Origin of the sequence: Paenibacillus sp. FSL R5-0923 (assembly GCF_038009145.1) — a bacterium.
In the GTDB taxonomy this organism is placed as follows: Bacteria; Bacillota; Bacilli; order Paenibacillales; family Paenibacillaceae; genus Paenibacillus_AQ.
Genome location: NZ_JBBPAT010000001.1, coordinates 4304566 through 4330045 on the forward strand (window position 1 = coordinate 4304566; position 25480 = coordinate 4330045).

The following is a 25480-nucleotide window of genomic DNA, read 5'->3' on the forward strand; positions in this document are numbered from 1 at the left end:
TTATTTCACCTTGTCGAGATAATCACGTTGGAATTCTTCAGCAGCCTTAGTTAAAATCTCCAGTGGATCTGCGTTTTTGTCCGTTAGGACAGTTTGCAGTACAATATCCAGCTTCTGGTACAATTCCTGAGCGTTGACCGGCTCTTCTGCCCGCATGCCTTTGCTGCCGTTGTCCATATAATCACGGAACAAATCCAGGTTCACATTGTTGTATTTGTCGAGAATCTTCTGTTCTTCACCAATCCGTTTCTCATCTGTCCAAATCCGCAGGCCGTAAGGGCCTACGATCAGCCCCTGATCACTCAGTGTCTTTTTCTCGATATCCCAACCAGTTAATGCCTCTTCTGAGGACTCCGGTGTGAAGCCGTAGGTTTTTAGCCATTTGAATCCAGCATCAATCTGCTCAGGGGTTACATTAGGCGAGAACATATATAGACCACCGCCGAGCAGAGTTACAGGTTTCCCGATCGGTCCAACTGGAAGGGCGGACATTGCTACATTATCTTTAGACATTTTGGTCTGCTGCTGGATGACTGGAGGCCAGTCATTCATGCCGAAGCTCATAGCGACTTGATCGGTTCCGAACATGCGGAACATGTCATTCGTAACATCCACCAGATTATTGTCCGGCAGGACATCATATTTCCATTTCAAGTCCTTCACATATTGCAGGGCCGCCGCTGCCTCTGGAGAATTGAACACCGCTTGCCATTTTCCATCCACCTGTTTCTCGAATTCCGCGCCGTAAGCCCAAGCAATGTTCATGAACATCCAGCCGCCCTGGCCGCTTTTGGTTGGCAGGAAGATTCCCGCCTTACCGGTCTTTTGCTTGATAATCTGCGCAGTTTGTGCCAGCTCTTCATATGTTTTAGGGAACTTTGGTATGCCCTTATCGTCCAGCAGTCCAGCTTCCTTGAAGAGATTCATATTGTACAGCATCCCCATCACGTAGCCGTCCTTCGGAATCCCGTAATATTTGCCGTCCTTGGTCACCATCTTCAGCAGATCTGGATTGATCGCTTTGTCATAGCCATATTTTTTCATCGTATCCGTGATATCTGCCGCGTAATTTGCCTTAATGATTTTGCTAGTTTCTGTAAAAAAGGTTTCGTACACCGTAGGAAGCTGACCGCTAGCCGCTTTAGGCAAGAAAGAGCTGACATCATAACCCCATTCATCCTTGTCCACAGTGATATCTGGATAATTAGCTTTCATCTTCGCCATGAGCTGCTCATACTGGGCAATTTTGGCTTCCTCATTCGGCTTCGGCCAGTTGCTGACCTTGATCGTCACCTGTTTGTTGCTCGCTTCCTCCGTATTCACTCCGGCGTTCTCATCTTTGGAGCCTCCGCAGCCAGCCAGACCGGCCGTAAGGAGCAGCGTTAGCGCCAGTGTAGCTGTAATTTTTTTGGTGTGTTTGATTCTCAATGTAATTCCCCCTAGTCTTATTGTTAAAGCATTCTTCACAACATGTAAAGCGCTTTCTTTTAAATCTGAAATCATCTTACCACGCACCTTCTGCAGCACCCTACGGGGCAAAGCTGTGAAATGGTTTGTGATCGGGTGATGTTACCCTTTAATGCTGCCGCCCATGGATTGTCCGTTCATAATGTACTTTTGGAAAAAAACAAACAGAATAATCGGCGGCAGAATCGCAAACGTCAGCGCAATAAACTGAATGTCCTGCGGCAAAGTCGCTTTCAGATTATAGATGGCCACAATGACCGACCAGGTCGATTTATCCTTCAGCACCATAAAAGGCCAGAAGAAGTCCTGCCAGACACTGTTCATCGTTAGTATCGTAATTGTGGCCATAACTGGTCCGCTAAGCGGGAGGATTATCCTGATAAAAATGCCGATGGTGCTCGCTCCGTCAATTTTGGCCGCTTCCAGCAACGCCAGTGGGATGGTATCAAAAAAGTTCTTGAAGATCAGAATTACCACTGGATTCACGGCAGCCATAAACCACATCGGCCAGTAGGTATTGGTCAGATTCAAGTGCAGCAGTGGAAAATCAATCAGGTTTTTGAAAAGCGGCACCATACCGACTGTATTCGGAACCATCATAGTCCACACGATCAGGGCAAACAGCAGTGCACTCCCTCGAGGCTTCAGCTTAGAAAAAAAATATCCTGCCAGCCCGTTAAACGTAAGACAGAACAGTACAGAACCGACAGCTAAGTAAGCCGTATTCAGATAGTAACTGAGAAAGTTAAATTCCTGCCAGGTCTCCCATAGCTTGCTTACATTGAATGAGCGAGGAATCAGGGTAGGCGGGATCGCATAGAACTCTTTGATGTCTTTAAGACTCGAAACCATAATCCAGACCGGAGGCAGAATACAGACGGCGGCAAGCACAATCATCAGAATGAACATGCACCAATACAGCACGCGTACCCAAGGTGACCTGTATTCTATATTGCCGATAATGCCAAATGCTTCTTTTGTTTTCATAGCTTCTACTCCCTGTTCAATTTCTTATCCAGCCGGAAATATATAATAGTTAGCACCATCAGGACAAGGAAAGTAATAACCCCCAGCGCCATGGAATGGCCTGCTTCAAAACTCCGGAACGCATAGTAATAGCTTTGGAGCATTAACGTCATAGAGGCGTTGTTCGGCCCACCTTCGGTCATAACCAGAGGCTCGTTGAAAATCTGGAATACACCGCTGATCTGCAAAATCATCATCAATCCGATCATGCTGGAAATTTGCGGAATGGTGATGCTTTTAAATCTCCGCCATACATTCGCACCGTCGATGGAAGCCGCTTCGTACAGATCATGATTAATGCTTTGCAGACTGGCTAGATAGAGCAGCACCGTTCCCCCGAAATTCCGCCAGGTAATCGTGAAAATAATCAGCATAATCGTCATGTCCGGGTCCTGAAGCCACTGCTGCACCGGGAATCCCAGAGCGCTCAGCATAATATTCAGCACGCCGCCCTTCCCAGGCTCAAACAGAAACATCCATAACATCGAGGCAGCTATGCCGGGAACCATGCTCGGAAAAAAGACCGAAAAGCGGAAGAACGATTTCCCATGCCTGAGCTCATTGATCACAACTGCGACTATAATGGGTACAGCAAAACCGATCAGCAGCGACCAGAACACATACACAAAAGAGTTGGTCAGTGTCTGTTGAAACGCTGAGTTCTGTATCACATCCTTGTAATTCTGCAGTCCGGCAAAGCTTACGGCATTATAACCCTCTGTATTGAAAAAAGAGAGCACAATGCCCTTGACGAGCGGCTGCCAGGAAAAAAAGAAAAAGGCAAACAGCGTAGGGACAATTAATATCCAAGATGACCAATCTCTAAATAGACGCCGCACAGGATAACCTTTCTTTTTCTTAGTCATTAAAGGATTTAGTTCAGTGGTTTTTCCAATCATGCTCCTGTCCTTCCTTCCTCCCGAAGCCAAGAATTCACTCCGGTCAGGCGTTGTATAGTTGTTATATTTAAATGATAGCGCTTCCTACAAAACCTCGAAATCCGGTAACCCTGCGAAAGCGTTTGTAAAGCTACTTATTTTGCTGGCAAGCAATCATGCGAGAAATATAAGAGATTGTGTATGGTATGAAACTTATACTTTCTTATATTTCAAAAAAGCGATGTACGCACCGGAATGGTCGTACACCGCTTATGTTCATGGTATGACGTTTTGTTTAGGCCTCACTTAGCCCTGAGCTAATGCATAGGACGGCTGCTTCCGCTCGAAATGCTTCGCTCGCCGGATTGGGCTGCTCCTCCAAAATGCGGAGTACCGCCTGCGGCTCCACGCCGGGCTGCGGCACACGGGATGGAGATACTACGTTCCAGTCCTGTTCACCCTTGAGCCTGTAAGATAACTCATAGAGATAATAACCCGCATGCTGCCCGTCAGCGAGTTGACTTACCCCATCCTGCCACGAGCAGAGTTCAAGAGGATGCTGTTTGTCAGGTAAAACACCGGACGCGAGGGTAATGCACTCATTACGGACTACCTGCTGCTTCTGTTCCCAAGCCTGCTGATCTAGGATTCCCAGCTCTAGGCGGTATTCCATTCCCGGCTCTCCATAAAGAGTCCAAGCCACTGGACTACCCACCGCTACGAACTTCGGTGCCTCCAGAAAAACTGGCTGAGGAACCGGAACAAAACGTTCCGTCTGCTCCCACTCGCCCACAGCTGGACTGCGTCTGCGATAATGCACCGTCCCCGTGAATTCAAGCTCCTGTTCCTGTAGTATAGCTTTTAGACACAGAGCAGCCTGCTCGTAAAGGTCCGTGCAGTTGTTATGCCCGAAGCGGTAGCCGATCTCATGGCGAAGTGGAATGCCGTGACTCCGGACCAAGGCCGCGAAGGCAAAGCTGAATCGGCTGAGGGTAAAGGCATCATGCGTGCCATGGTTTATCAGTAGCTTAGTGCCGCTCGCTTTAAGACCGTCTAAGAAGAAATCGGATTCCAGTCCGGTCGTTTCCCGCAGACTTGCAGAGTCACCAGCTCCCGTAAGTGTCTGTAGCAGAGTCTCGATACCTGATCTTCCGGTCTGAGGATGCCGCCAGTCCTTCTTCCAGATATCCCGGTAACCGGTGTCCACCTCTGCCACATGCCAGATCAACGGGCATGCCCCTTCCGCAAACTCACGGGTAAGCCCATTCAGAATTAACGGAGGTGCATAACACAATGTGTACCGCACCCGGTACGGCAGCCTTAGAGGATTGCCTCCCGCCAGCAACGCGGTCAGCCCACCGCGTGAGCCACCCACGGCCACAACCTGCTCCGCATCACCACCATAGCTATCTTGGCCTCTGGCAATTGCCGCACCAATCCCGGCGTAAATGGAGCTTTGCAGGGAGCGGCTGCCGATGTAACCTCCACCGTTCCAGAGAACACCAACAATACCTTTGCCTGTGCTGGCTAGAGTCTTTCCGATGATTTCCAGAAATGAGGGACCTACAGTGCTGAAGGTATTTTCATTGGCATCATAATAACCGTTGAATAACAGCGGATAGCCCTTAACACTTTTCGCACTCCAATTGGGCGGCAAAATATAGGACGCAAGGCTATGCTGACCGTTCTTCGTAACTAACAGACTGCCGCTGATGAGCTGAACCACAGGCGCATTGCTTAAAAGAGCCCCATCGTCAGCGGATTCATTACGGTAGACCACCGGATACCCGAAGGTCTTCAGGATACGGTCGCTCAAGGAGATGGCAACTAAATCATCTACTGCATAGAGACTGTAGCGGTCACCAATATAGCGTTCAAATTGCGGGGTTTTAAGTTCTTTATCCCCTTCGTTACTGCCGAACAACTGATAATCTTCGGTATTGTATACATAAGGGCTATCTGGATCGTTATTATAGAGCCGTACATGCTCAGCTACAACCTTCTCTCCAGCTTCGTCCATCCGCAGGGTCCCGATGCCGTCGGTCCCACCATAACGGAAGCCGCCTTTCCCCTCAGCAGCACTGTTATCCCAGTGTGACACTACTGGAAGCGTATTGATCAGTAACGGACTGACCAATACGAACACTCCTTCCTCTGAATTCTGGGTTCCTTCCGCCTTTTCAGCCTCGACTGTATCCTCTCGCAGGGTTGACCAACCGGCTTTGTGATAAGTTACTTCACCGCTCCGCAAGCAGGCTAGTAGTAGTTCTGCATCGTGCATTTTTAAGTAATCGGCCACAGCCCTAGTAATGGGTAGAGCAATGGGTTCAGATCCACCACTCAGAATAAAACGACTTAGCGGAACGTATTTCCCCGGTACAAAACACAATGATTTACTCATAAATTCCTTCTCCTTCATCTGGTATCGTATCGCCATGTGCTGTCAGAAACGAGCAAAATTTAATTTCTGGCAGACCGTCGGTACTACAGTAATTCTCCCCAGCCAGAAATCCTCCCGACAGTTTTGGTGTGCAAGTAACCGTCACCGTCCTTTTTTCTCCTGGAAAAAGGGTGAGGAACTGTTCTTCTGCTTCCATCCAGTAGCGGTCCCCCTTCTCCTCTGCATGTACATGTAACAGTACTTCACTACCAGTATTATGGAGAGTGAAGTGAGCTTGGTGACTTATCTTTCCTACACCAGTAGGTTGCCATAAGCTTTCCTGCCGCACCTGAAGATTGCCACCTGTAAGATCAAGTGCTGGGGCATAAAGATGTTGGTTAGCGGTAGAGAGCACATATAAATTTTGCTGCGATTCTTCTTCAATGTTCCGGAATGACAATCTGACAAAATATAATAGATCCTCAGGCTCAGGCACGCTGAAATTCAACTCCCCAACACAGACAGCACGATCTTTGTCTCCTTCTGCCTCGAAGGTTTGCCGATATAGGCTTCTACCCGTTGCATCTAGCACTTCTGCATCAACCTTTACCTTGCCTCCATCCACACCATGCACGAATACATTTCCATGAAATCTAGTACCAGGCGTTAAAAGTAGGCTGCGATAATCTAGCGAAGCATGCTGCGGACGGAAGGCTTGTTTCACCCAGTGGTAGGCCATTTTAGTTTCACCATAATAATCTACAAGATTGGTGCAAGACACATTCGGCCATGGCTCGTTGAACTGCCAGACAATGCTGCCGCTGTTCCGGAATTTGCGGCGACGGTTAGCCTCAAGCACGAAGCGGATTCCTTCTGCCTGCATCCATTGGCTGCAAGCAGAGAACTGCTTCAAATCATTCATGCTACCGAACATTTCTTCTTCACGGCTTAGCGTATCCCACCACTCCCCGTGATGTCTCCATACGGCGCTGTTCTCCATCGAGACAGGCTGCTGGTTGGCTTCATTCAGAAATTTCTCTAGGCTTTTGAGAGAACTCAGACCGTCCACTCCAAATTCGCTATGCAGCAGATTATCGTTACTGCCATATAATTCGTAGTGATAGGGGTTGCCCATATACTTCCAGTAGCCATGAACATCATGCCCCTGGCCCTTGGCTTCTGTAATATATTCCACTGGACCGGACGCCGAGGTCGGCAGAAAGAGCCGCTGCGGATCATACTGCTCCACCAGACTCTTCAGCATCGCCAGATTGGAATCGCTGAGGTCTGATGGCTTGTTCGGTTCACTCATTAATTCATTACCACCGCTCCATACCGTCAGCGATACATGATTGCGTTTGTCACGGAGTGCGGTGCAAGCCGTTGTGTGTAGCAGTTCCAGAAACTCAGGCTGCTTGGACGGAATATTATCTATGCCGGAGCTCGATTGAATGAACTCCTGCCAGATCATAATGCCGTTCACATCACATAAATCGTAAAAGGCTTTTTTCTCAATGATTCCGCCGCCCCAAACCCGAACAAGATTGATATGTGCCGCTTTCATTAAATAGATCATCTGCTGATACTGTTCGATCGTCACATTTCCGTAGAGATGATCCAAGGGTGTCATATTTACACCTTTTATATAAATCTTGCGCCCGTTGATCACGACCGTATAAGGTAGTGCGTTGTCGGGGCTTCCTTCATTAAGGATATAATCGAGCTTGCGGATGCCTGTCTGTAACCTCCGGGTATCCAGCACCATATCCTCTTCGTCCAGCAGCTTCAGCTCAAGGCTGTAGAGCGGTTGCTCTCCGTAGCCGTTCGGATACCATAGCTGAGGCTCAGGAATATCAAGCTCCGCGTTCAGAACTTCTCCCGCGAGAACCGAGTATGTCTGAACCACCAGCGGATTCCCCTCCGGATCAGAACAAGTGATACTCGCTGTCAGCCTTCCTGTATGTTCAGGACCAGCCATCTGTTTGATGCTTGCCTGAATAGAAATTCGACCAGACACCTGCCCGTCATTTTCACCAAGCTCCGCATCTGTAGTGATTGACACGTCTTGCCAAGAACAATCCCGGTGAACCCTCAGTACCACATCATCCCAGATTCCGACGTTAACTAACCTGGTGGAGAAATCCCATTTATAATTAAAACGGCTCTTCTGCGTGAAGGTGGCCGAGGTTTTGCCGATTTGCCCCATTTCATCCGGTGCCTGCTTCAGTAGCACTGAGATTTCCAGACTCTCCCGCTCCGAAAGGAGATCTGTAACATCAAATACAGCCGGCTCGAACATTCCCTTATGTTCACCCAACAGGATATTGTCGGCGTAAACAGCTGCTTCATAGTCTAGCCCCTGAAAGACCAGTTCAACTCGGGATGCCTTCAGCTCAGGATGTTTCAAAGTCGTGCGGTAAACCCACCAACGGTTCTCTACCCATTCACAGCTTAAGCTGTTCAACTCTTCATAAGGATTGCTAATCCAGCCCTGTCTGTAGAGATCATAATGAACTCCACCCGGCACAGTAGCTGGCATCCAGTCTGTAACTCCCATCAATTCCTGCCCCAGCTCCATGCTGGTGCCCTTTAACGGCACCCAAGGCCAGTACCCTTTGACTTCCCACTTTAGATCGTTCAATAAAATTTGTTTCATGTCTTCTCCCGTTCCCCCAAATCCTGCTTAATTTGGCGCTGTTCATGACTAAGAACGGCTCTGGCGCCATCGGTTAATGCGCTTACAATTCTATTCATCCAGCTTCATTACCAATGATAGCATCGGGTTATCATTTTCGAAGGCCCCTAACCCTGTGAAATCGTTTGTTAATCTGCGCAGTTGCAGATAAATACAAACAACTATTCTAGAACCAAGCCGTTTGTAGAACGCGAAAAAGGAGTTCCCTCAAGCCGTGAAAGGCCACTGGGGATCTCCTTTGCTTTTTGTTTGGTTTGAGATTCAAGAACTCCTGCAACGACGTAGCACCTATCGGACTGAGATGACCCTAAGCGCAGTATTATTACACTTTTGGAATGCTAACGGACCCCGAGTCGCTATTCGCATAAAAAACTCTGTAATTGAGCCTCTTTCTGAGCAATAGGTTCACTGGAGTCCGAAACTCTCACAAGCTAGAGGATGATTACACTGTTGAAGTTGAAGTCTGCTCCCTAACTAGCACCAAAAGAGCAGCGGTTCTCTCGTAACTTAGAGAATCGCTGCTCTGCTGTTAAACGGTCCATCGTATATAAAGAAGCACTGTCCCTGTGTTCTGTTCATCCATATGAAATACAATGAAGAGTCTTAGCAAACCCCTACTTGATTAACTCAAGAAGCTCGTTAACAGTTGCTTTGTATTGTGGTTTGAACGCTGCGGATTTCATGTAACCCGCAAGGCTTGATAAGAACTGTCTTCCTTCAGGCGTATCGCTTACCTTGTCTGCATCTAAAGCGCACACTAGTAAGTTGCCTGCTCCTACGCTGCATTCCACGAGGAAACTAAGCTTATGATTTCTTTCAAAATTGTCGATGGTCTGCACCACGGGATTCCAACTTCGATCAGCTTCATCCATGATAATGGATTTTGAGTGCTGAACGATATTCCACCATGGATAGGTTGAATACTCCTCGGTAGGGAACTCGTGGAATACAGGATGGCTGTTATCAATTAACAGCCCCATGGTACCCACAGGAACTGGCCGGTTCATGCTCTCTGAGATAGAGCGGAACATTGGGTAACACCAGAAATCTGTGCAGTAATAACCCTCGACAGCATTTTGGAGAGTTTCCGGTTTCGGCATCAGCAGCACGCTCTCACCTTGCTCCAGCAGTGCAAACGCATCACTAGACAGCTTGTCGAATACATGGATGCCTTCCAGCATATTGCCGCTCTTTTCTGGGTAAATCCATAGATCGTAGCTCTTGCGAATATCTGTCCCCTGTATCGAGAGAGACAATACGATTGTACTCATCCGGTCAACTACAGGCAGCGTTATTTCCAAATCGCAGATATCGATGTAATTCGTTCCTGCAGGAACGTTCACCTCGGTTGTCCCTTCTGCCAAAATACCATTATCCACAGTCAGTTCCCAACGTAATTCAAGTGTATCTTGCAAACCGCTGCGGAAGCAGCTTAGCTCTACATGAGCATCGAACGGTTCACCGGAGACATAGTTATACTTAGGAAATCTCGCCAGCAGAACGGCATCATTGCAAAAGGTTCGCCATTCCTCAGGGCTAATCATTCCTTTGGAATCCATAAAGGCGTCGAGGACACCTACTAATGCTGTTCCCTGACCGCTGAAATCCTGGAGATCCAGGAGCTGGAAGCCGGCAAGCCGCCGGGAGCGGAATGCCGCCTCGAGTTCCTCTTTGTAACAGGCTACGGCCAGCTGCCCTGAACATTCGAAATATTTAGCCGCTAAATGCCCCAGTCCATTACTTTCCAAGCGTTCACGGAAAATTTTGAAATTCTCGGCCTTGAGTGGTCCGTTATATTTTTCGATCTCTTCAAAATTTGGATAGGTTGCGTATTGTCCAATCTCATGCGAAACAACAGGTATGTGCGGTATCCATTCTCCGGAAGCCTCATCTGCCTTCACGGTCTTTGCTTCGGTACCATACTGAATCTGGATCTCACCGCCAGCTGTATCTTCCATCTTCTCTCCATTCAAGAGATCCAAAGGTACGATTTGATCATCATAATCCTTCATTGTACTCGGCAAGGCAGTCTGTACATGTCCTAGTGGTGCATCACACATGGCATAAGAGCCTCTAAATAGTCGTTCTCTGGAAAAGCGTACCCCACTGAAGAAATCGTCATGTTCCAGAATTTCCGGTACCCATTGGTGGTTATTGGAGCCCTGTGTATAGAGAATCCGTTTATCGAACGCTTTATAGTCCTTCAGGAAAGAATCAATTTTAGCTTTACTGCCCCATAACTCATTACCAAGGGACATCATCACGAAGGAGGGATGATTGCCGAAGGCCTGGAGAATGGCATAACCCTCACTGATCAGATAATCCTGCTCTGCTTGATTATGGCCATCATCGGTTTTTTCCGTGATTGTACCCCAGAATGGAAGTTCTGGTTGCATATAGATCCCAAGCATATCCGCAGCGGTAAATGCAGCCTCCGGTGGACAGCAGGTATGGAAGCGATAATGATTGATACCGTAGGACTTGGAAATGCCAAGGATTCTTACCCATTCCTCGACATCAGTTGGGGCATAGCCGGTGAGCGGGAAGATCAGGCCGTCATGTTTGCCGCGGAGAAAGGTTTTCTCTCCGTTGATTGTAAACTTGTCGCCCTCCGCTCGGAATTCCTTCAAACCAAAGATGAGCTCCTGTTGGTCAGTAATATGTCCATCCCTGTCTTTCAAAACAAGGGTTATATTATAAAGATTGGGAGCGCCTTCACTCCAGAGCAACGCGTTTTGGCCCAGCACATAATCGACGGAAAAAAGCCCCGGTGAAACAGGAAACTCACCCTCGTCCACCGCGTGTGTCTCTTCACTATTGAAGCTTTGAGCAGACACCGCAAGCGTAGTTTCACAGTTGCTGTCCAAAGTTGCTGTAATACGAACCGTACGTGCAGCCAGATTCGACTCCAGTCGGATATTAGTAAGCTGCGATTCCCCATAGAACTGAAGCTCCATACGACCGGTAATTCCATTCCAGTTGGTCTGGGTATCCTGTGAAGTCAAATGTCCGCCTTTGGTTGGGTAATCGGTATTGTCCACACGGACGGTGATTGTATGAATTCCAGCTTGTAGCTTCGGCAATTCATATATATGCGGGGTGTTCAGACTGTTACGGCTACCGATCTCCGTATTGTCCAGCCAAAGCGTCGTAAGTCTCGTCCGTTCCAAAAATAGATAGCAGGCCTTACCGGCCAGCTCATCCGGAATGAATACCTCTCTTGCAAACCAGACTTGCCCTTCAAACAAATATTCATCGGTTAGAGCGCTTACTAAAACTTCCTCGTTCTTTGGTCCTTTACGTGCGTATGACGTTGTTCCCGGCAGTGTGATAACATCTGTAAAAGGCAAGGTTAGTCCCTGTTTTGTCTCATCCAATTGCAACTTCCATTCGCCTTCTAGGTTGATCTTTGTCTGCAAAATATCACTCCTATTATGGTAATCACTGAACTCAAGCAGTATAATGCTCTACTATATAAAGCTTAGCATATTAGGCCAGATAATTCAGTAGAGTGGTTAACACTCATTTGAATGACGACAGGTCTAAACTTACACTATAGCCGGAGCATGAATGTGCCTGATGACAAGATTTAATAGTAATTTCAGAACAATAAAAAAAGCCGCAATGAGCGGCTTTTGAATATAATTTATTACACATTCTCCAGCATGAAATTCCCAATTTCAATCAAACTATCTTCCGCTTGCGGTGTGACCCCCACCTGATCGGCAAAGCCGTGAGAAAGTCCTTTGTACCGTACCGTTTTCACTTTGACGCCCGACTCCTTCAGCTTTAAGGCATATGCATCATCCTCAATCCGCAGAAAGTCATATTCGCCAAACAAAATAATGACAGGCGGCATCCCTTTCAGATCTCCTCGCAGCGGGCTCACATGAGGGATTGTATCATCGGGCACGCCCAGATATTCACCTAAGCCGACAGTTCCTAAACCACCGCTCAACAGATCCAATATAGATCTAATTTCTTTTTCCTGAGAAGGGGATATTTCATAAACATCTCTGCGCTGCATATGTTCCTGCATACCTGCTGCGTCCACGCTTGGATATAGTAGTGCCTGTGCCTTTACCATCTGCGTTCCTTCATCCCGATCTTTCATTGCGCATACCGTGGCTAAATTCCCACCTGCGGAATCACCGGAAATACAGATGCGATTCGGATCACCATTAAATTCTTCGGCGTGAGCATATATCCATTTCAACACGGTATAACAGTCGTCGAGTCCAGCGGGGTATGGGTTCTCCGGAGCTAAGCGGTAATCAACCTGAATCGATACACAGCCCGTATTTGCAACCACAAGCTTGCACATCTCCTCTACTACTTCGGGTCCTCCTGCTACGAAACCGCCTCCGTGGATGTAATAGAACACTGGCTGCAACTCTCCACTCTTCTTCTGCGAAGTGTAAATTCGCACTGGGACAGCAACATCACCGTTTTGAACGGTAGCATGCCTCACATCAACACCTTCAGTAATCGGAATGCTGTTCACGCCATTCATCATCTTGCGCATTTGAGCTGCACTTTTTTGGATATTTTTCTTTCGGCTGCCTTTCAACATCATCTTAACCAGCATTCCCTTGAAGCCTTTTAGGATTGACTCCATACTTTGATAAAAGCGAGGATCCAGCACGCCAGGCTCATCGGTTTCAGGAATAGGCTTAATCAGGATATCCAGTCCATTTTCATTAATTACATGTTGCCTTTCTAGCATCGATGTAAGAAGCTGTTGCGAATATTTACGTTCCATGATGATTACTCCTTTTCAAATGTTGTATGGTAAAATGATTTGCGGCGATTTGTATTGGTTGCCATAACTCAATTATAGGTTTGGGTTTGCAGAAAAAATATCGCATTATTTCTTTTGTTATATCCTTCTTTTATCATTATTATTGAAAGCGATTTCAAAAATGATGTCGAGAGCAAAAATACAATATAAAAAACAAAAAAGGACAACAGTAAAGTCATCCTTGTTATACTATTCTCTATTTAACGTGTTAATCTAATCACTTGTACCTCATGAGGTTGTACAACAGCATTTACCACAAAATTTGCTGTCACTTGCAGCGAACGCATTTGAAATAACGGCAGGGACCGACCTTCAAGATAAGACCATTCTTCTGGACGCATGTCCTTAGGTGCCCCCATATTCAACCATTCATCAAAGGCGCTTCCCCCAGCCGGACCTACTGAATACCTTCGCTCTGTATAAACACCCGGCGTTAAGCCGTCTAGACGAATGTGATACTGACGGGTATTGCGTATATTGAACACGTTGTAACGTTCGGTTTGAGTCAAGTGAGTGGTATGACGGTAGCGATATAGAGTATCATAATGACAATAATTATATAGGAATATCTGTATTTCACCTTTCGAGGAAGTTATAAAATACCCATCACCTTCAGCTATTAGACCGCTTCCTGCATAACGCAACAATTGCAGCGCCCGATAACAGCTTTTGGGCAAACCTCCGCGAGTGAATAAACCAAACCCGCCATGAAAAAGATCCGACGAAGGAACAATTTCCTCCATATGGTCACTGAGAGACCAGTATCCCATAGCCTCAAAGTGGTCGTAATTCTCCAGAATATTTTTGAAAAGAAAAGCAGATTTGTAGGAGGTATCATTACACAAATCACGCTGCCATATGTTATTACTCCACTCTTCAAGAATCACAGGCAGACTAGCGAAACCACGTTGACGCAACAGCTTTTTGACCTTATGTAACGCGTGTTTCATAAACTGTTCATCGCCGCTTACCGCAAGTGGAAAAGCTTCATCCTCTGCCATGAGCTGAAGACCATTGTCTTCCTGACCCGGTAAGATGCTGTGATAAGCACGTAGAGCCAGAGAGTCGGGCAAACAATTCCCCTTACTGCAAGACACTAGGAATTCGCTGATAAAATTACTAGAATCAATGTTGCTTCCTGGACCAACAATATGTAGCTGCGGATCGATAGCACGGATGGCGTGGCTGGTTTCACGGTAAAGCACCCAGTATTCTTCCATGGTAAACACACCATATCCTGAGAACTCTGGACTCACAAAAGGAGCAAATCTCCATTCCCGCACGGACTCAATCCCATACCGATCAATGAAATGCCTAATAAGGGAAGTCACAAGGTCGAGCCATTTGTCTAGATGCTCAGGCATAGAAAGGATACTTGGCCTCTTAAATGGAAACACGGCTTCCCTCGCTAATGCAGAAGGCATATAACTAAATTCAACATAAGGCTTTAACTCCACTGAAAGCATGAAGTCCAGTACCTCATCTACATAAACAAAGTTATAATCTGCGCTACCAGACATTTTCCTGACATACAGCATCATGTCATCGTCTAACAGACCTTTGCAGCGCATATAGCGAAAGCCAATCTCCTTTTGCAGCTTTCGTATTTGCGCCTGTATCGCGCCATTCAACAGATCCTTGGCGTAACCTGCATTAATCAACGTCCGCCAGTTATGACTCAGCGTCCGAATCTTACGGCCAGTGTCCACATGAAGATCATATCCCTCATTGACCTGAGGTTGGACAATGGAGTGCTCGTTGTGATGCAAATGCCGCATTAGTGAAGTGAAATCGGTCGAAAATCCCGCTGTGACCATTCTGTTCTCCTGTGGATCTGTCGCATCATGCTCATTTACTAGACGGTATTGCCCTGGTGTAACACCAAAGCGCCGTTTGAAGGCGTCGATCAAAGCGTTGGTACTTGGAAATCCAACTTCTGAGGCGATGTCCGTGATCGTTCTTTCACTACGAAGAAGTGCCACTGCCTGACTCAGTCTGACATTTGTAAGGTAGGCAGTAAAAGTAAGGCCAAGCTGTTTCTGAAATAAATGGGACAGGTAGGAGCTACTTAAATAGATAGTAGAGGCTAGTCCACTCAGAGTAATATTTTCCCGATAATGTCGGTGGAGATAGTCGGTTGCTTTGCGCAATCTTTCCTTACTTGAGGATTTGGAGGGATCCTTCTGCTTGTTCTGCTCAAGAAAAGTATGCACTAGACTGTTCAGCAGTACACCTACACGACTACGCATTAGTATAGGTAAACGAGATTCGTTTTTGTAATAGGCCTGGAATACACTGGCGAACTCACTTCGGATTACATTAAAGCGAGCTTGTTCGTCCTTAGGGTATAGAAAAGACTTACACTCTATAATTATACTTTCAATCTCAGGACAAAAAGCTGCCAAAAATGCCGGCGAGATAAACAGCGATAGCGCCTTGCCCGAACCTTTCATATTTAAAGCGTGCAGTTGGTAGCTATTCAATACAATAATGTCATCCTGCTGAACTTCATAGGTAAACTGATTGTCATCCAACTGTAGTACCCCAGTTCCCTGCAAGATGTACATTACCTCAAGTTCTTGATGCCAGGAAGCGATAGCGTCTTCAGGGAGATTAATTGAAAACCTGAAATCCGAGGCTATCAATGTATTTTCTTGCATACCCAACCTCCTATTCTTAATCTTAATAGAGCCTTGCCTCATCCAAAATCCTATCATATAAACCCATGAAATCAAGTTTACTGTCTTATTGATAACGAAGGTTCAGGTTGTTTTTAGTGTCTTTTTTACAATCAATATAAAAAGCACCAGACTAATAAACCCAGATATAGCACAAGTAATAAATACCATCTGATATCCCATAAGCTGTGAAACAAATCCAAGTAGTATAGCTCCTAAACCAATTCCTAAATCAAAAGCAGTAAAGAATGTAGCGTTCGCTACACCTCTTTTCGCTGGTGGGGCTAATCGAATCATCGCTACTTGAAGCGCTGGTTGAGCTGATCCGAATCCAATTCCGTACAAAATAGCTGTAATAACCACTCCAGCAATTCCTTTAGTCATTGTTAGGACGAATAGTGCGACTATCAATATGAAAAGAGCAGGTACAATAATGACCCCTTCCCCATACTTATCGGATATCTTCCCTGTAAGTGGTCTAATTACTGTAAGTGTGACTGCATACACTAAGAAAAAAGAACCCGTGTTAACTTCAATATTTGCCGCAAACAGTGGTAAAAAAGTTGTAATACCACCAAAAGTAAATGATAAGAAAAATGTAACGATAGCGATAGGTAAAACTGTTTTTTCATAAAATGATATTGTTTTTTTTGATGTGTTTTGTACTGTTGGAATTTTTGCACCAAATCCAAGTATGTATGCAATCAAAGCTAATGCTGTACATAGAAGAAATAGGTAATGAAATGAATAAGATTTTGTTACCCAAAGACCAATGATTGGTCCTAACGCCATACCTAATGTCATTGCTAGTCCATACCATCCCATTCCTTCTCCACGACGAGATTGTGGAATAACATCAGTCACAGCCGTTCCTATCGAAGTTGTAGCAACTGCCCAGCTGACTCCATGAAGGATACGTAATATTACTAAAAATATAATGCCTGTTACCCAATCATAAAAATACATGGTTATAGCAAAAAATAGTAATCCGCTTATTATAAATGCACGTCGACCAAACCGATCCATTAATCCTCCAATAATAGGACGAAAAATTACTGCCGATATTGTAAACACTCCAATTATTAATCCAACTTGAGATTCACTTCCACCTAGTTGTTTGATAAACATAGGCAAAGTTGGCATTAGTAAATAAAATCCACTAAATAGTAAAAAAGCTGTAAGGGTCAGCATGATATAGTTTTTTGTCCATAAACGTTCCATTGTAATGTAATCCTTCTTTCTATCGACTTTACGTACTCCCAAAAAATAGTGAAATAGGCGAATAAAAAAGCAGCACCACCGCTATAAAAGTGTTGGTACTGCCCTATATAGACTGATACACGCTTGGTTAATTAGAACGTCCTTGATACTTTAACAGCTTTTTCAAGCCCTGCGACAATAATCTCTTCTGCCTTGTCAGGGAATTGGCTGTGCCCTTCAATGATAATAGTCTCTATATTTTTCACACCAAAGAAGTTCATCATACTTGTTACATATTTAACAGCCATCTCTAAATCAACTTTTGGTCCCTCAGAATACACACCACCACTTGCGTTTAATAACACTATTTTTTTATTTCCAATAAGCCCTACTGGACCTTCTGGCGTATATTTAAATGTTTTGCCTGCGCGGTTTAAGTAATCAATATATGTGTGTAGTACAGCTGGGATGGTTAAATTCCATAAAGGGAACCCAAATACGACTTTATCCGCTGCAAGGAATGGATCTAAATACTTATCAGCAACAGCTACTGCTTTTGCTTCTTCTACTGTTAAATCTAATCCTCTACTAGACTTAAATGTTCCGTTAATCATATCTGCACCTACGTAAGGCAACTCCTCATTGTATAAATCCAGCTCTACTACAGTGTCATTTGGATGTGATTCTTTATAGCTCGCTAAAAAAGCCTCAAATAATCTAACACTTACCGACTGATCTGCTGGTCGATTGTTTGCTTTTACAAATAAAACGGTTGTCATTCCTTGTTCCTCCTGATGTGCACTCTTATGTTGTTTATAATATTTTTTTGAAGCTATACTCCATTTCTCCAGCCATAGCTTCAGGAGTATCACCAGTTACTCTGTAATCATGTGTATAAATTTGTTCGAACGTTCCAAAGTTCACTTGTTTATAAAATTCAAAACAAGGAAATCCATCATGTGCTCCTTGCATATTGACAGTACCATCCTTTTGAATATGAACTATTAAAAGATAGTCAACTGGAGGTGCAAATGCATTTAATGGATTGCTAGCACTTGCACTCATTTGAAACCTAACGTCTTCAGAGCCCCACACAATATCAGTGCACAAAATACCTTCTGTAGTAGCTTTTCCTGTTTTTTTATTAACAGAACCATCTGGAGTAGTGACTCTTTCTGTTGTAATACCAGTATTTGCATATGTGAAAATATCTTTTTTGTAAAAATCTACAACTACTTCTTGTTCCACTCTGGAGCGCATAGCGTTGACAGCATAGGGTGTGAATTCACGTGAGTCACCTTCAAAATGGATTATGTTTCCTGTTTCTTCATCCTTCCTAGGATCAGTCCACGGTGTTGGAATAAATACACTTGCTCTAACTTTAACAATATTAGTCATGAGAACCCCCCATAATTTATTAATTCTGTTTCAGTGATTTCTGTTTCTTTCACAACAGAAAATATAGTCAACTTGATTGACTACTTTTCGCATAGTACAATGTATTTCGTACAAAGTCAACTAAGTTGACTTTATTTAAGGAGGTTTTATGTATGACTCAGGAAGTCTTTAGTGAATTGGATCTGACAACACTTTTATCATTATCCTTTAGTACATCAATTAATGAACTACATGATAGATTGCGTGAATTAGGATTTGCAGATATTAGACCTGTACATGGTTTTATGTTTAAGTGTATTGCTCCAAACGGAGCAACAGGTATAGAATTAGCCGAATATTTAGGAATTACGAAGCAAGCCGTAAGTAAAATGGTAGATTATCTTGAGAAAAGTGGTTATGTAATTCGCGAAAATCATCCCACTGACAAGAGAGGAAAAATCATTGTTTTGACTGAGCGAGGTTGGTTAGCAGTGAAAGCAAAAGAGGAAATACTAACTGAGATTGAGCAACGTTGGATTGAAATCATAGGTACTGAACGACTGCAAATGCTCAAAGATGATTTAACAACACTTGTATATAAAGCAAATGAAGATAAATCTACTATGAGATCAAGACCTGTCTGGTAAGTGTATGGTGAAAATTTGGTGTATGCTGTGATTCATCAAACCAAAAAGGGTAGAAGACTTAAAGATCTGTCTTCTACCCTTTTTGAAAGCTGATTATCTGCAGCGTACATTTAGTATTTGCTCTGGGAAATTACTACTCTAAATACCCTTTGACTAAGCCCAGCGGCAATGGCTTGGGCTGCTCGCAGCTGGTTACCAGTTGAGCATATTGCTTAGAGTCGGAACTTGTATGGAATGCATGCATGATCTCAAGTACGTGATTGGCGAGTTCTCCGTTTGCACGAGGAGTCTCCCCCGTGTCGATGCAGTGTGCCATATCTGCTACTCCTATGCCTCTATTATTATCTGCATAATTGTAGATTAGTGGGATCTCTTGGAATTCCGAGCTGTGTGCCGGGCGTAAAAGGATCGGCCCTCCAAAGTTGTTAGGGTCCGGTACGATCAAGGTTCCTTGCGATCCGTAGATTTCGATCCTCGGTAAAGTACTGTGCCAAACATCAAAGCTGGTAATCATGGTTGCCACAGCGCCACTGTCAAACTCAATCGTTCCAGCAACATGTGTGGGCACCTCTACATCAATGACTTTGCCAAACTTTTTGTCGCTCGTGATCGTTCTATGAGCAAAGGAGGTTTTAGTGATGCCGCATACTGTTTTAGCTGGGCCTAGCAAAGATACTAACGCTGTTAGATAGTAGGGTCCCATGTCAAACATGGGTCCTCCACCGGCTTTATAATAAAATTCCGGATCAGGATGCCAGCTTTCATGTCCATGACAAAGCATAAAGGCAGTTGCTGCCATCGGCTCCCCGATATAACCATCCGCAATCAGCTTACTGCAGGTTTGCAGACCGCCTCCAAGGAAAGTATCTGGTGCGCAGCCAAGGAACAGGTTCTTTTCCTTCGCCAGACGAACTAGCTCAGTGCCATTTTCAAGGGAAAGGGATAAGGGCTTCTCCACATACACATGCTTGCCAGCTAGCAAGGCTTGCTTGCACACGTCAAAATGAAAATTAGGCGTTGTTAGATTAACGACTATTTCAATCTCTTCCGAAGCAAGTAATTGTTCTGTCGTCCATACATGAGGAACGCCATATTTCTCCGCCGCATGCTCTGCACGACCTTTATCCAAGTCGGAACAAGCATAAACCTCAGTATTAACGAAAGTCCCGTTCAAATTTTCAAAATAAATGCTGCTGATGTTTCCGCAGCCGACTATACCTACCTTCACTTTGCGCAAGATCATTCCCACCTTATCTCAGTTTTAGTTAGCCGCCCACAAAAAGCCTTTTCGCATCAGTTCCTTGGCTTCCGGTATATCGAAAACGTCTGCATGATGGCCAAGTGAATTATAGAAAACCTTCCCTTTTCCCCATTTCTTCGTATATACAACGGGCATCGTGATGACACCATTTGCTGAATGCTCACCCTCACTCATTACAAACGTAGTTGTTGCCAAGACATCCACTGCAGGATCTACATGTAAATAATATTGTTCCGATTTCACCTTGAAGTCTTGGATACCCTCCACAATGGGACTGGAGCCAGAATGTACGATATTAACTTCGTACTCTACCCCATCGTTAAATGGATGTGCTACCCATTGTGACCCGGTCAAAAATTGCCACTCTGTATTGTTACGGAAAGAGTCGCACATCCCTCCATGACAACCGGCAATTCCTACTCCAGAAGCTACTGCCTTCAGAACTGAGGATACCTGATCATTACTGATTTCTCCCATGGTCCATACCGGTACAATAAGGCTTAAATCCGTAAGCTTCTCTGCACTGTTGAAGCTCTCCAGCGTATCAGACACTTCAACTTCAAAGCCTTCAGCCTCTAAAATGCCAGCAAAAATTGCGGCTACTTCATTTGGTTCATGCCCATCCCATCCACCTTTTACAATCAATGCTTTCTTCGTCATCCTGCAATCTCCTTTTCCTTTATATATGTAATCAACCTTTCGTCCATCTGATGAAATTGTAATCCAGATCAGAGAGGTGTGCTCGCCATTTCACTTGTAGGAATGGTCATTTTTTGCTAAGTTTTAGAGGTGAACCTAAAATTCAAACCACATGAACAGGAGATCTCATGAAAGCCTTTCACGAAAATAGAACTTACCATTCGACTTTCCCCTTCACTGTAATAATGTCTAATGATATTGATTTTCTAGCCCACTGGCATAACGATCTTGAGATAGTCTATGTATTTGAAGGTTCAATTCGGATGGGAATCAACTCCGAAACGAGGATCTTGAAAGCGGGAGATATGGCTATATGCAGCAGCGGAGACATCCACTACTATGACAGTAAAGACAGCAGCTCCAAGATAATGATGGTGATATTCAATCCTTCATTAATCGGCTTTCCTGGTGGATGGCCTTTGAATGTGAGGCTGACTTCCCCATTTATGGAGAAACGAATAGCAACACGAGAAGAAGAAGTCCGTATCAACAACCGTCTTTCTCTGATCCTGCAGGAACTTATGGACGAATATAATCAGAAGCTGGAATATCATGAACAGGTAATCATTGGCCTTTTGCACGAGTGGAGCGGACTCATTTTACGGCATGTTCCCTTGGATAAGATTAATCCACAGAAAGATAAAAGGCGCATCACTAACATGAAGATTATGCAAGGGGTTCTTGAATACCTCGACGTCAACTACATGCATCCCATCACACTTGCTGACGCCGCAAGGCAAGCCAATATGAGCCTCTTTTATTTCTCCCGCTTCTTCAAGAGTCTTTCGGGTATGAGCTATATTGCATACCTTAGCAACATCCGAGTCAACCAAGCAGAACAGCTGCTGCTGACCACAGACAAATCCATTTTAGATATCGCACTGGAATGCGGTTTCACTAATATCCGTACCTTTAACAGAGTATTTAAACAGATTAAACAACGGACTCCAAGTGAATTACGTTAAAAGATACATGGTCCGTTATCTTATTTAGCAAACAAAAAACCGATGATCTTTTGGTTTAGATCATCGGCTTTATTTTAATATTCGGATGCACAAAGACGGCGAAAAGGTCTACGTTTAAGTGACAACTTACCCAGTCCTCATTACTGAGCTCCAACTATTGGATGAGGAACATACAACTCTTCAAGGAATGAAATTTCTTCAGGTGATAATTTCACCGCTAGAGCATCTACTGAATCTTCGAGCTGAGCAATTTTCGTCGCGCCCACAATTGGAGCAGCTACAGAAGCTTTTTGCAACAGCCATGCAAGTGCGATATGAGTACGTGGTACGCCTCGTTTCTCTGCTAACGACGCTACTCGCTCAACAATTAATCGATCTACATCAGCGGTTGAATCATACTTTGATTTTTGAATGAGATCGGTTTCGGATCTGCGTGTTGTTTCCGACCAATCGCGAATCAATCTTCCTGATGCCAGAGGACTATAAGGAGTTACCGCAATTTTTTGATCCTGACAAAGCGGCATCATTTCCCTTTCCTCTTCTCGGTAGATGAGATTAAGGTGATTTTGCATGGATACAAAGCGAGTCCAGCTATTTGTCTCGGCCACATGTAATGCTTTTTGGAATTGCCAAGCATACATAGCAGACGCACCGATATATCTAGCCTTTCCAGACTTCACCACATCATGCAAGGCCTCCATGGTTTCTTCAATGGGTGTGTTATAATCCCAGCGGTGAATGATATAGAGATCCACATAATCGGTCCCAAGTCTCTTCAAACTGTTATCTATTTCGCTCATAATAGCTTTTCGAGAAAGCCCACCACCATTAGGACGACCTGGACGCATCTGGCCCCAGACCTTCGTGGCAAGTACAATTTCATCCCGATTCGCATAGTCCTTAAGCGCACGTCCGATAATCTCTTCACTGGAACCACTTGCGTAAATATTAGCTGTATCAAAAAAATTGATGCCGAGCTCAAGCGCTCTTTTAATGATAGGACGACTGTTCTCCTCATCGAGCACCCATTGGTGCCCTCCAGGCAGCACTTTTCCAAAGCTCATACAACCAAGGCAAATCCGAGAGACGTCCATTCCCGTATTTCCAAATTTGATATATTCCATAAAGCAAGCCTCCATTTCTATGTTTAAATGAGTTTTAGTTCTTACAGTGCTTCAAACCATTCATCCTCGACAGCTTCAAACCATTCTGTTTCGCCTGGAGTCATAGCCAAGTGAACAAACCAACTATCCTTTGTCGCGCCATGCCAATGTCTCACATTAGCTGGAATGTTGACCACGTCACCTATTTCGAGCAATTGAGCAGGTTTTCCTTCTTCCTGATACCAGCCATTTCCACCAGTGACTAACAGAACTTGTCCAACCTGATGAGCATGCCAGTTATTGCGTGCGCCTGGAGCAAAGGTTACATTACCAATTGCGGTATTAAGCGGCTTCGGATCTGTAAACACCATTTGCAAATAAGCGTCACCCGTAAAGTTTGCTTTAACCTTTTCCCCTAAAGGAAAAATAGTGCTGCTACTAAGTTGTTCATTTTTCATCGTTGATTCCTACTTTCTGCCTATAGTTAATGTTTATTAGAGCCCTGCGATCCTCTTACTCTCCCGCTGGAAAATCAGTAGAAGCTGCCAGTTCAGTCTGCTTCTCATAGTCGGCAACACGAGCTTTGAGGGTCGAAATCGTGCTTGCCAGTGCATGAGATCCAAGTATCATTCGTATCGGTGCCGGTTCTAATTCAACACTTTCTATGATTCGGGCAGCCATCCGCACAGGATCTCCAGGAGCTAAACTCTTAGAAGCGTCCAGCATGTTCAAAAAGTTATGTGCTGGGTTGCCTTCGTATTCTGTCATGAGTTTCGTTACCTGTGCGCTCCCATAACGGAACTCGGTGCGGGCTCCTCCCGGCTCCACCAATGTAATACCGATGTTAAAAGCTTCAACCTCCTGAGCAACGGACTCACAAAAGCCCTCTATCCCAAACTTGGTCGCATGGTACATCGAATTTCCTGGGAAGGCGACCTGCCCGCCATAGGAGGAGATCTGAATAATGCGTCCACCACCCTGAGTGCGTAAATGCGGGAGAGCTGAACGAATAAGCTGGATGGACCCCGTTAGATTTGTGGCAATGATATGATTAACCTCGTCGTCAGAGAGTTCTTCTGCAGCCCCGAAAAGTCCATAACCAGCATTGCTTATGATAACGTCGATTCGTCCAAACTTTTCAAAAGATCTATCGACAAGATTTCGAATGGCAGGAAAATCGGTCACATCTAGAATCTCGCAACTGAAGGTTTCGGGATAGTTCTCAATGAGGTCAGCGACCTTGCTTTTGTTACGAACAGTACCGATAATCTTATTGCCCTTTTCAAGAAGCTGTCTCGTCATCTCATAACCAAAACCACTGCTCACACCGCTGATAAGCCATGTGCGATTGTTCATAATCATTTCCTCCTAAACTTCATATTCCGATTTTGCTGCTGGAATACTTAGCACATGAGTAGTTGTGACGAATATTTAATACGCATAATTACAATAATGATCACATGTCTATTATTATAATCAGATTAAATTTGGTGCCAATTGTTAATTTGATGCGATTTGTACATTAATAAACAAAACCATCGAAATTGTTTATTTCCTACTGCGTATTCGCGATTCTTTTATATAAATTTATAAACAGATGTCCCATTGATGAGCTCGTTATAGTATGTTATATAATGAATTCTTACTCTTTTGTTGATGAATAAAGAAAGTTCGGTGAGCAAATTGTCCAAAGTCGATCGAAGAATCCTAAAAACACAGGAAGCCCTGAAGACAGCAGTCATTGAACTAATGACTGTGAAAAATTTTGATGATATAACCCTTCAGGAAATCTCTGATAAAGCAAACGTGAGCCGTGGTACTATTTACCTTCACTATATGGATAAATATGATCTTCTTGATAAGCTTATCGAGAAGCATATCAATGAACTTCGTGAAAGATGTGAAGCAGCCTCTGATTTGGATTTTGTAACGGGGTCCGTGATTTGGACGGAATACTTTGAGAGTAACTATGCCTTTTTCTCCATGATGTTAGCTAGTAAAGGAGCCCCTTTCTTCCGGAGTCGTTTTCTGGAATTTCTTATAGAAGAGTTCAAAGACGAAGTGGATATCACAAAGGGTAAAAACGAAGGTTTAAATAAGGATCTAGTCGTACAATTTGTAGCTTCTTCGTATGTAGGTGTAGTTGAATGGTGGTTCACGAACGAAAGACCAGTAACCTATCAAGTATTAGCAGAACAGCTTGGAGCCTTATAGGAACGAAATTGTACAAATAACCCCTCATCCTAAAGGATGAAGGGTGACTTGGAAAATAGTAACTAGTTTGCGAAATGTTAGCCTATTTC

Annotated in this window: 19 protein-coding genes; 3 read left to right on the forward strand and 16 right to left on the reverse strand. The window is 44.5% G+C overall.

All coding sequences use genetic code 11. The features are described from left to right. The 11 genes from MKX35_RS19210 to MKX35_RS19260 form a co-directional block, all read right to left on the reverse strand. Complete coding sequence (locus MKX35_RS19210) at nt 1–1428, reverse strand: ABC transporter substrate-binding protein (RefSeq protein WP_143759488.1); 1428 nt, start codon at nt 1426–1428, stop codon at nt 1–3. Between the two features lie 141 nt (nt 1429–1569). Continuing rightward, nucleotides 1570–2454: a carbohydrate ABC transporter permease gene (locus MKX35_RS19215; RefSeq protein WP_076286758.1), complete on the reverse strand. Its 885-nt coding sequence runs from the start codon at nt 2452–2454 to the stop codon at nt 1570–1572. Nucleotides 2455–2459: 5 nt separating this feature from the next. After that, complete coding sequence (locus tag MKX35_RS19220) at nt 2460–3392, reverse strand: carbohydrate ABC transporter permease (protein ID WP_218640913.1); 933 nt, start codon at nt 3390–3392, stop codon at nt 2460–2462. A gap of 274 nt (nt 3393–3666) precedes the next feature. Further along, nucleotides 3667–5772 (reverse strand): hypothetical protein, encoded by a 2106-nt coding sequence (locus MKX35_RS19225; RefSeq protein WP_076299771.1) that lies wholly within the window; start codon nt 5770–5772, stop codon nt 3667–3669. Continuing rightward, nucleotides 5765–8407 (reverse strand): glycoside hydrolase family 2 protein, encoded by a 2643-nt coding sequence (locus MKX35_RS19230; protein ID WP_076299770.1) that lies wholly within the window; start codon nt 8405–8407, stop codon nt 5765–5767. The genes MKX35_RS19225 and MKX35_RS19230 overlap by 8 nt, the downstream gene beginning before the upstream one ends. A 653-nt stretch (nt 8408–9060) precedes the next feature. Further along, nucleotides 9061–11865: a glycoside hydrolase family 2 TIM barrel-domain containing protein gene (locus tag MKX35_RS19235; RefSeq protein WP_076299769.1), complete on the reverse strand. Its 2805-nt coding sequence runs from the start codon at nt 11863–11865 to the stop codon at nt 9061–9063. Between the two features lie 230 nt (nt 11866–12095). Then, a complete protein-coding gene (locus MKX35_RS19240; RefSeq protein WP_076299768.1) occupies nt 12096–13208 on the reverse strand; it encodes an alpha/beta hydrolase in 1113 nt (370 codons plus the stop codon). Nucleotides 13209–13447: 239 nt separating this feature from the next. Beyond that, on the reverse strand, nt 13448–15907 hold the full coding sequence (locus tag MKX35_RS19245; protein ID WP_076299767.1) for a GH39 family glycosyl hydrolase: 2460 nt from the start codon (nt 15905–15907) through the stop codon (nt 13448–13450). 102 nt (nt 15908–16009) lie between these two features. Then, a complete protein-coding gene (locus MKX35_RS19250) occupies nt 16010–17146 on the reverse strand; it encodes an MFS transporter (RefSeq protein ID WP_076299766.1) in 1137 nt (378 codons plus the stop codon). A 131-nt stretch (nt 17147–17277) separates the two neighbouring features. Then, a complete protein-coding gene (locus MKX35_RS19255; protein WP_076299765.1) occupies nt 17278–17904 on the reverse strand; it encodes an FMN-dependent NADH-azoreductase in 627 nt (208 codons plus the stop codon). Between the two features lie 34 nt (nt 17905–17938). Continuing rightward, on the reverse strand, nt 17939–18523 hold the full coding sequence (locus MKX35_RS19260) for a DUF3238 domain-containing protein (protein WP_076299764.1): 585 nt from the start codon (nt 18521–18523) through the stop codon (nt 17939–17941). Between the two features lie 152 nt (nt 18524–18675). On the opposite strand from MKX35_RS19260, the gene MKX35_RS19265 reads away from it, so the two are divergent. Next, nucleotides 18676–19149, forward strand: a complete 474-nt coding sequence (locus MKX35_RS19265) for a MarR family winged helix-turn-helix transcriptional regulator (protein ID WP_076286766.1) — start codon at nt 18676–18678, stop codon at nt 19147–19149. Between the two features lie 133 nt (nt 19150–19282). Here the strand turns inward: MKX35_RS19265 and MKX35_RS19270 are convergent, their stop codons facing one another. Further along, nucleotides 19283–20386, reverse strand: coding sequence for a Gfo/Idh/MocA family protein (locus MKX35_RS19270; RefSeq protein ID WP_179086707.1), 1104 nt, complete (start codon nt 20384–20386; stop codon nt 19283–19285). 24 nt (nt 20387–20410) lie between these two features. After that, the gene (locus MKX35_RS19275) at nt 20411–21070 is read right to left on the reverse strand and encodes a ThuA domain-containing protein (RefSeq protein ID WP_076299763.1); all 660 of its coding nucleotides are present in this window, start codon (nt 21068–21070) and stop codon (nt 20411–20413) included. 224 nt (nt 21071–21294) lie between these two features. On the opposite strand from MKX35_RS19275, the gene MKX35_RS19280 reads away from it, so the two are divergent. Further along, nucleotides 21295–22074 (forward strand): AraC family transcriptional regulator, encoded by a 780-nt coding sequence (locus MKX35_RS19280; protein ID WP_223178944.1) that lies wholly within the window; start codon nt 21295–21297, stop codon nt 22072–22074. A gap of 140 nt (nt 22075–22214) precedes the next feature. Here MKX35_RS19280 and MKX35_RS19285 read toward each other — a convergent pair whose 3' ends face one another. From MKX35_RS19285 to MKX35_RS19295, 3 genes are read right to left on the reverse strand one after another with little or no spacing between them, the layout of a single operon-like run. Next, entirely contained in the window at nt 22215–23198 is a 984-nt protein-coding gene (locus MKX35_RS19285) for an aldo/keto reductase (protein WP_076299761.1), read from the reverse strand. Between the two features lie 41 nt (nt 23199–23239). After that, entirely contained in the window at nt 23240–23635 is a 396-nt protein-coding gene (locus MKX35_RS19290; protein ID WP_076299760.1) for a cupin domain-containing protein, read from the reverse strand. A gap of 55 nt (nt 23636–23690) precedes the next feature. Then, a complete protein-coding gene (locus tag MKX35_RS19295) occupies nt 23691–24533 on the reverse strand; it encodes an SDR family oxidoreductase (RefSeq protein WP_076299759.1) in 843 nt (280 codons plus the stop codon). A 327-nt stretch (nt 24534–24860) separates the two neighbouring features. Here MKX35_RS19295 and MKX35_RS19300 point away from each other — a divergent pair, with 327 nt between their 5' ends. Continuing rightward, nucleotides 24861–25391 carry a TetR/AcrR family transcriptional regulator gene (locus MKX35_RS19300; protein ID WP_076299758.1) on the forward strand — a complete coding sequence of 177 codons (531 nt, stop codon included), beginning with the start codon at nt 24861–24863 and terminating at the stop codon, nt 25389–25391. Nucleotides 25392–25480 lie beyond the last annotated feature (89 nt).